Consider the following 7,282-nt stretch of genomic DNA (forward strand, 5'->3'; position numbering starts at 1 on the left):
GCTCTAGCGGTGCATCCCCGCTCTGCGCGACTCCCGCACGCCCCTGACCGCGGCATGGCTCAGGGTTGCCGTTTCCGGAGCGGCGCGCCAGCCTCGATCAACCGCGTCGAGGCAGCCATTCCCGCCATCCGCCCCGTCAGCAGACACCCGCTGAGAAGATAGCCGCCGGTCGGGGCTTCCCAGTCCAGCATCTCGCCCGCGACGAAGACATTCGGCAGGGCGCGCAATTCCAGATCGGGGGTGATCGCCGCCTCGGTGACCCCCCCGGCCGAGGAAATCGCGCCTTCGATCGGCATCGGCCCGCCCAGCGGCATCGGGACGGACTTGGCAAGCATCGCCCATCCCCGCGCATCGCCTGGAAAGGGTCGCCCCCATTCCAGCATCAGCGCCACCTTGATCGGATCGCCCAGGATTCGCCGCAGCCAATTGCCCAGCGACAGCTTCGCCCGGGGCCGCGCGAACCGCCGGACCAGCGCATCCGGCCCCAGATCCGGCGCAAGATCCAGACGCACCCCGGCCCCGTCCCGGATCACGGCGGCAATCTCGTAGATGCCGCCACCCTCGATACCCTGGCGCCCGATCACCCACTCGCCCCGGCTGACCATCTCGCCCGCGCGCAGGGCCACGCCCTTCACGGCCGCCCCGAGATGGCGATTCATGGCGGGCGACCAATCGACACGAAATCCCATATTCGCGGGACGGAACGGCGCGATCCGCACCCCCGCATCGCGCAGCAGCGGAACCCAGGCCGCATCCGATCCCAGCCGCGGCCAGCTTGCCCCGCCAAGCGCCAGCACCGCAACATCGGCGCTGACCTGCCGCGGCCCCTCGGGCGTCTCGAAGAGAAATCCGTTCTCAAGGTCGGTCCACCGCCAGCGGGTCCGCAACCGGACCCCGCGCGCATCCAGCCGCGCCAGCCATGCCCGCAACAGGGGCGAGGCCTTCATCCCGACCGGAAAGACCCGGCCGGTGGAACCGGTGAAAACGGCGATCCCCAGCCCGCGCGCCCAGTCCATCACCTCGGGCGGGCCGAACACGGCTTTGCCTTGGTCGAAATATCCCGGGGTCCGGGGCGGCGCCCCGGTCGCGCCGCCGAAGTGACGCAGGAACGCCGGCAAAGGCTCGTCCCTGGTCAGGTTCAGCCCGGACTTGCCGGCCATCAGGAATTTCCGCGCCGGTGTCGGCATCGCCTCGGCGATCACGACCGCATGTCCCGCCCCCGCCAGCATCTCGGCCGCCATCAGGCCGGCCGGGCCGGCACCGATCACCAGCGCCTCGACGGTTTCGCTCACCGCCGCCCCGCCTGCATCGCCAGCCGGATCAGCGCACGCTCGACCAGCGGCATCTGCGGCGCGCGGCTGGAACTGCGCAGGATCAGGTCAGTGTCCAGAAGCGCGTGCACCGCCTCTTCCAGCGGACCCAGGCCCCAGCTTTGCGCCTGCCGGGCCATTCTGTCGCGGCGGGGACCGAAGACCGGCGGGCGCATCCGCGACAGGCCCGCGCCCGGCCCCTGCGGATCGGCGGCGGCCAGGTGCAGCGCCCTGAAATGGCGCAGGGCGGCGATGGCCAGCGAGACGGGCGTGACGCCCTGCCCCTCGATCCGCCGCATCAAGGCGCCGAAACGATCCGATCGTCCCTCGGCCACGACGTGCAGCAATTCGTCCAGATCGGCCTCGATGGTCGCGGGCGCCATCAGCGCCACCTCGGCCGGCGTCAGGGGCGTATCATCGCCATATTTGTAAAGCCCGATCTTTTCGATCGTCTGGCGCAGATCGCCGGGATCCAGGGCCCGCGCAAGCGCCGTCAGATCGCGCATCGCCTCGCGCGACACTTCGCCGAGGCCCGACGCGGCCAGCCAGCGCGCGATCTCGTCCTCGCCGGGGGGATCGTCGTAGACCGGGGCCGCGACCGCCTGCCCATGCGGCTCGAACAGCTTGCGCAGGGCCGAGGATTTGGCCAATCCCCCGGCCGTCACCACGATCACCGCGTCACCGGGCTGCCATTCACCAAGCGCCGCCGCCACCGCCTCGGCGGCCGTATCGGGCGTATCCTCGACCAGAACGACGCGGGGGCCGGGAAAGAAGCCGACCGCCTTGACGGCGTCCAGCAGCGCGGCCGGATCCTTCTTCAGCCCGCCACCCGCCAGCCGGGTCAGGCGCATTTCCTCGTCGGCCTTCTCTCCGGTCAGCGCGGCCACCGCCTCGGCCCGCTTCAGCGATACGCGCATCGCGTCCTGGCCATAGATCAGCAGGGCCGGGCGCGAAGGGTCGGGCCGCGCCAGATAGCGGGCGATCTCTCCGCCCTTAAGGTTCATTCCGGCAGCGAAGCGGACGCCGCCAGCAGCCGCGTGACCACCTGATCGGCCAGCATCGTGGCCAGCCGCTGCCGGGCATCACCCTCGGCCGACAGCGTGGCGATGGTCGTGCCGGTGGTGGAATACGAGGTAAAGCTGCTGACCCGCCCTTGCGCAAGGACGCGGCCCGCCTGGTCCTTCAGGGCGAAATCGGCGGTGCCGCTCAGCGAATAGCGCGTTGTCACCTCGTCGGGCGTGATCGCCTGCGGAACGACGCCGATGGCGATGCCGTAATCCAGATCGTAGAGATCGCCCTCGCCGCCCAGACGTTCGGCCAGGCGGCGGTTGAAGATAAAGTCCTGGTAGGTTTCCGGATCGCGCGGGCGGATCTTGCCGAAAAGGCGGCGCCCCGCCCCGTTCGGGCCATAGACAGGCGTCAGCCCGCAGGCCGAGACGGCCAGCAGGCCCAGCAGGGCCGCGCGGCGCGACAGGCGGTCACGCGACGACATTGACGATCCGTCCCGGCACCACGATCAGCTTCTTGGGCGCGGCCCCGTCAAGGAACCGTCGCACCGTCTCGTCGGCCATCACCATGGCCTCGATCTGATCCTTGGGCATGTCCCTGGCGACGCTGATCTCGGCCCGCCGCTTGCCATTGATCTGGATCGGCAGGACGACATTGTCATCGACCAGCAGCGCCGGGTCCGCCTGTGGCCAGGGGGTATCGACGACCAGGCCCTGCCCGCCCGACATGGTCCAGATATCCTCGGCCAGATGTGGCACCATGGGCGCCATCAGTTGCGCCATGATCCGCAGAACCGCCTTGCGCGGTTCGCCCCCGGCGCCGGACCTGCCGATCGCATTGGCCAGTTCATAGAGCCTCGCCACCGCCTTGTTGAAGGTAAAGGTCTCGATGGCGCGGGTCACGTCGGCGATGGCGCGATGGGCGGCGCGGGTCAGATCGGGATCGTCGCGATCTGCGCCCGCATCCTCGGCCAGCCGCCAGAGGCGCGACAGGAATTTATGTGCGGCCTCGGCCCCGGCGGCGGTCCATTCGACATCGCGTTCGGGCGGGCTGTCCGACAGCATGAACCAGCGCGCGGTGTCGGCGCCGTAGCTTGCCACGATGTCCAGCGGATCGACGACGTTCTTCTTGGATTTCGACATCTTGGCCGAGGGGATGACCTTGACCGGGGTTCCGTCGGCCAGACGGCCGTCGGTCACATCCTCGGGCAGGTGATAGACGGCGCGGCCCCGCGCATCGGTGGTCATGTAGATCTCGTGCGTCACCATGCCCTGCGTGAACAGCGCGTTGAACGGCTCTTTCGCGGTCTCGGGCAGATGGCCGGTCCTGACCATCGCGCGGGCGAAAAAGCGCGAATACAGCAGATGCAGGATCGCATGTTCGACGCCGCCGATATACTGGTCCACATTCATCCAGTAATCGGCCTCGGTGCGGTCGGTCGGGGTCGCCGCATGGGGGCTGGTGAAGCGCGCGAAATACCACGAGGAATCGACAAAGGTGTCCATCGTGTCGGTCTCGCGCAGGGCCGCGCCGCCGCATGTCGGGCAGATGGCCTGACGCCAGGTCGGATGCCGGTCCAGCGGGTTGCCGGGCACATCGAAGCTGACATCGCGCGGCAGCAGCACCGGCAGATTGGCCTTGGCCTCGGGCACGGTTCCGCAGGCGTCGCAATGCACGACCGGGATCGGACAACCCCAATAGCGTTGCCGCGAAATGCCCCAGTCGCGCAGGCGGTATCTGGTCACACCCTCGCCCCAGCCTTCGCGTTCCGCATGGGCGATGGCGGCATCGACGGCGGCTTCGCCGGTCTGGTCGGCCGCGCCGGCGAAGCCGCGGACGTAGGTGAGGGTTTCCGATTTCGGCGGCACATAGGGCGCGGCCGCGACCAGCGCGTCGGCCTGTGCCGGATCCATCCCCTTCTCGCCGAACGTCGCCCGGATCGGCAGGCCGTATTTGGTCGCGAATTGATGGTCGCGCTCGTCATGGGCGGGGCTGCCGAAAATCGCGCCGGTGCCGTAATCCATCAGCACGAAATTCGCGATCCAGATTGGCAGGTGCCAGTCCGGGTCCAGCGGATGACGCGCCGTCAGCCCGGTATCGAAGCCCATTTTCGGCGCGGTCTCGATCGCCTCTTCGGTGGTGCCGATGCGGCGGCATTCCTCGATGAAGGCGGCGGCCTTCGGATCGGCGGCGGCCAGATCGCGCACCAGAGGATGATCCGGCGACAGCGCCACGAAGGACGCACCCATCAGCGTGTCGGGGCGGGTCGTGTAGACCTCGATCGCCTCGAAACCCTCGGGCGCATCGACCGTCGGGAACCGCAATTGCAACCCGCGCGACTTGCCGATCCAGTTGGCCTGCATCAGCCGCACCTTGTCGGGCCAGCCGGTCAGCCCGTCAAGCGCCGCCAGAAGTTCATCGGAATAGTCGCTGATGCGGAAGAACCACTGGGTCAGTTCGCGCCGCTCGACCGCCGCGCCCGACCGCCAGCCCTTGCCGTCGATGACCTGTTCGTTGGCCAGCACGGTCATGTCCACCGGATCCCAGTTCACCTGCGCCGACTTGCGGGTGACCAGTCCGGCCTCCAGCATGTCCAGGAACAGGGCCTGCTGCTGGGCCACGTAATCATCGTCGCAGGTGGCGAATTCGCGGGACCAGTCGATAGACAGGCCCAGCGGGCGCAACTGTTCGCGCATCGTGGCGATATTGGCATAGGTCCAGTCGCGCGGGTGGCCGCCCCGTTCCATCGCCGCGTTCTCGGCCGGCATCCCGAAGGCGTCCCACCCCATCGGGTGCAGCACGGAAAAGCCCTGCGCGCGCCTGAACCGCGCCACCACATCGCCCATGGTGTAGTTGCGCACATGCCCCATATGGATGCGTCCCGAAGGATAGGGAAACATCTCGAGCACGTAATATTTCGGCCGCGCGTCGCGGGTCGCGGCAAAGCTGCCGGCATCGGCCCAGGTCGTCTGCCAGTGGGCTTCGCTGCGGGCGGGATCATAGGGCATCGTGCGGACCTGTCTGGCGTCGTTCTTCGCCGCCGTGTTTATACGGCGGCGATTGGCGGGTCCAGCCTCGCCCGGCAGGCCCTAGAGCCGCCCGTCCTGGATCCGCAACTGCCGCGCGCGGGTCAGGATCGCATCCTCGACCGCGCGGACGGTTCCCGGCTCGACGGCCGCGCCGCCCGGCCCCTGCAGCGACAGTTTCAGGCTGCGCGCATCCAGCGCCGGATCGCTGACCTTGATCGTCGCGCGATAAGACCGGCCGCCGCCCGGAGGCGTGCCGTAACCGGTCACGATCACGCCGGTGAAGGGGTCGATCGACTGGACCGGCAGGAAGTTCAGCACATCCAGGCTGGCGTTCCACAGATACTTGTTCACGCCGACGGTGTTGTTCGGATTCTCGTTGTTGCGAAACAGATCCCAGATCGTCGTCCTGCGCTCATCGGGGCGAACGTCCCGGTCGCTTGAGGCAGCGCCGCCACAGGCGGAAAGAGCGGCGCTCAGGATCATAACCAGCGTCAGTCGCGCGGCGCGTGCGGTGTTCATGGTGTCCCCCGGTTCTTCGCGTCGACAGAAGCCTTAGCGCGGATCGCCCCCGCGCCACAAGCGCCTTGGGGCGGCGGCGGGACGGACCCGTTCGCGGGCCTGGACGGCGGCGATCACGCAAGTGTGGCCCATGTGCATCACAGATTTGGGTAAAGATTTCAGCCCCTCCGTGATTCCGTTGCATCACATCGGCGAAAGGGGGAAACACATCACATACCCAAAGCGGGACAGCCGTTCTGGGCATCAGAGAGACAAGAGGGAACACCACCATGAAAAAGGCTCTTATCGCCTCCACCGCGCTGGTTCTGACCGCCGGTGTCGCCGCTGCCGACGTGACCATCTCGGGTTATGGCCGTACCGGCGTGATCTATTACGAAAACACCGCTGCTCAGGACGCCATCGGCCTGAACGAAAGCCAAGTTGTCGGCCGTCTGCGGATGAACATCGATGCCGCGACCTCGTCGGACCAGGGCGTGGATTTCGGTGCGCGCTTCCGCATCCAGTGGGACCAGAACAGCGATGACGCTGGCCAACTGAACGCCGGCAAGCTGTGGATCACCGCCAGCGGCCTGACCGTTGAAGTCGGCAACGTCGACACCGCCTTCGACTCGGCAGCGCTGCTGTTCGGTTCGGAACTGGGCGCGTTCGACCGTTCGTTCGGCAACTCGCGCGGCGCGTTCTTTGCCTATGACTCGGACGCTTATTCCGACGTCGACTATCTCGGCATCGCAGCGAAATACGAAATCGCCGGCGTGAAGGTCATGGCGTCCTACATCGACCCCGACCAGTCGGGCCTGGACGAGAGCGCGGAAGAAGAATTCGGCATGTCGGCTTCCTACACCTGGAATGACCGTCTGGAGCTGTCGGCTGCAGCCGTCATGGACGGTCTGGGAATCGCGGACAACGACCAGTACTTCGTCGGCGCCCGCTATGCCGTCATGCCGAACGCGCGCGTCGGCCTGAACTGGATCGACAACGGCGAAATCGGCGCTGTCGACCTGGGCAACACCGTGACGCTGTATGGCGACTACACCCTGGCCGACGGCCTGACCAACATCGAAGCCTACGTCGCCAACAACGATGCTGACTTCAACGAGTCGGACAATGCCTTCGGTATCGGCGTGAACTACGACCTGGGCGGCGCCCGTCTGGGTGCGTCGATCCAGCGCGACTACAACGAGCTGGTCACCGCCGATATGGGCGTCCGCTTCGACTTCTGATCCACGCGATCACACTCCTTTGGAAAGAGCGGGCCTTGCGCCCGCTCTTTTCTTTTTGTCTTGTCGCGGCATGGGACTGGACGAGATCAGGCGCCGCATCGCCGCGGCCGAACAGAAGGCCGGGCGCGCGCCCGGCAGCGTCACGCTGATAGCCGTCAGCAAGGTCCAGCCAGACGACCGGGTCGAGGCCGCCCTG

General features: G+C 67.4%; 6 protein-coding genes and 1 pseudogene. 2 read left to right on the plus strand and 5 right to left on the minus strand.

Translation table 11 applies throughout. The features are described from left to right. Positions 1–59: 59 nt before the first annotated feature. From B4A72_RS10460 to B4A72_RS10480, 5 genes are all read right to left on the minus strand, one after another. Entirely contained in the window at positions 60–1,292 is a 1,233-nt protein-coding gene (locus B4A72_RS10460; protein WP_292978527.1) for an NAD(P)/FAD-dependent oxidoreductase, read from the minus strand. Then, the gene (gene holA / locus B4A72_RS10465) at positions 1,289–2,314 is read right to left on the minus strand and encodes a DNA polymerase III subunit delta (protein ID WP_292978529.1); all 1,026 of its coding nucleotides are present in this window, start codon (positions 2,312–2,314) and stop codon (positions 1,289–1,291) included. The genes B4A72_RS10460 and holA overlap by 4 nt, the downstream gene beginning before the upstream one ends. Beyond that, positions 2,311–2,802 (minus strand): LPS assembly lipoprotein LptE, encoded by a 492-nt coding sequence (lptE, locus tag B4A72_RS10470; RefSeq protein ID WP_292958333.1) that lies wholly within the window; start codon positions 2,800–2,802, stop codon positions 2,311–2,313. The genes holA and lptE overlap by 4 nt, the downstream gene beginning before the upstream one ends. Continuing rightward, positions 2,789–5,326 carry a leucine--tRNA ligase gene (gene leuS, locus B4A72_RS10475; protein WP_292978531.1) on the minus strand — a complete coding sequence of 846 codons (2,538 nt, stop codon included), beginning with the start codon at positions 5,324–5,326 and terminating at the stop codon, positions 2,789–2,791. Before leuS ends, lptE begins: the two co-directional genes overlap by 14 nt. Before the next feature lie 81 nt (positions 5,327–5,407). Then, positions 5,408–5,866, minus strand: coding sequence for a DUF3576 domain-containing protein (locus B4A72_RS10480; protein ID WP_292958337.1), 459 nt, complete (start codon positions 5,864–5,866; stop codon positions 5,408–5,410). Positions 5,867–6,135: 269 nt separating this feature from the next. On the opposite strand from B4A72_RS10480, the gene B4A72_RS10485 reads away from it, so the two are divergent. Together B4A72_RS10485 and B4A72_RS10490 are read left to right on the plus strand one after the other, a co-directional pair. Continuing rightward, complete coding sequence (locus B4A72_RS10485) at positions 6,136–7,086, plus strand: porin (protein ID WP_292978533.1); 951 nt, start codon at positions 6,136–6,138, stop codon at positions 7,084–7,086. A 70-nt stretch (positions 7,087–7,156) separates the two neighbouring features. After that, positions 7,157–7,282, plus strand: a pseudogene (locus B4A72_RS10490) (YggS family pyridoxal phosphate-dependent enzyme); the annotation flags it as partial.

It is taken from the genome of Paracoccus sp. UBA5162 (assembly GCF_002413585.1).
Classification (GTDB): domain Bacteria; phylum Pseudomonadota; class Alphaproteobacteria; order Rhodobacterales; family Rhodobacteraceae; genus Paracoccus.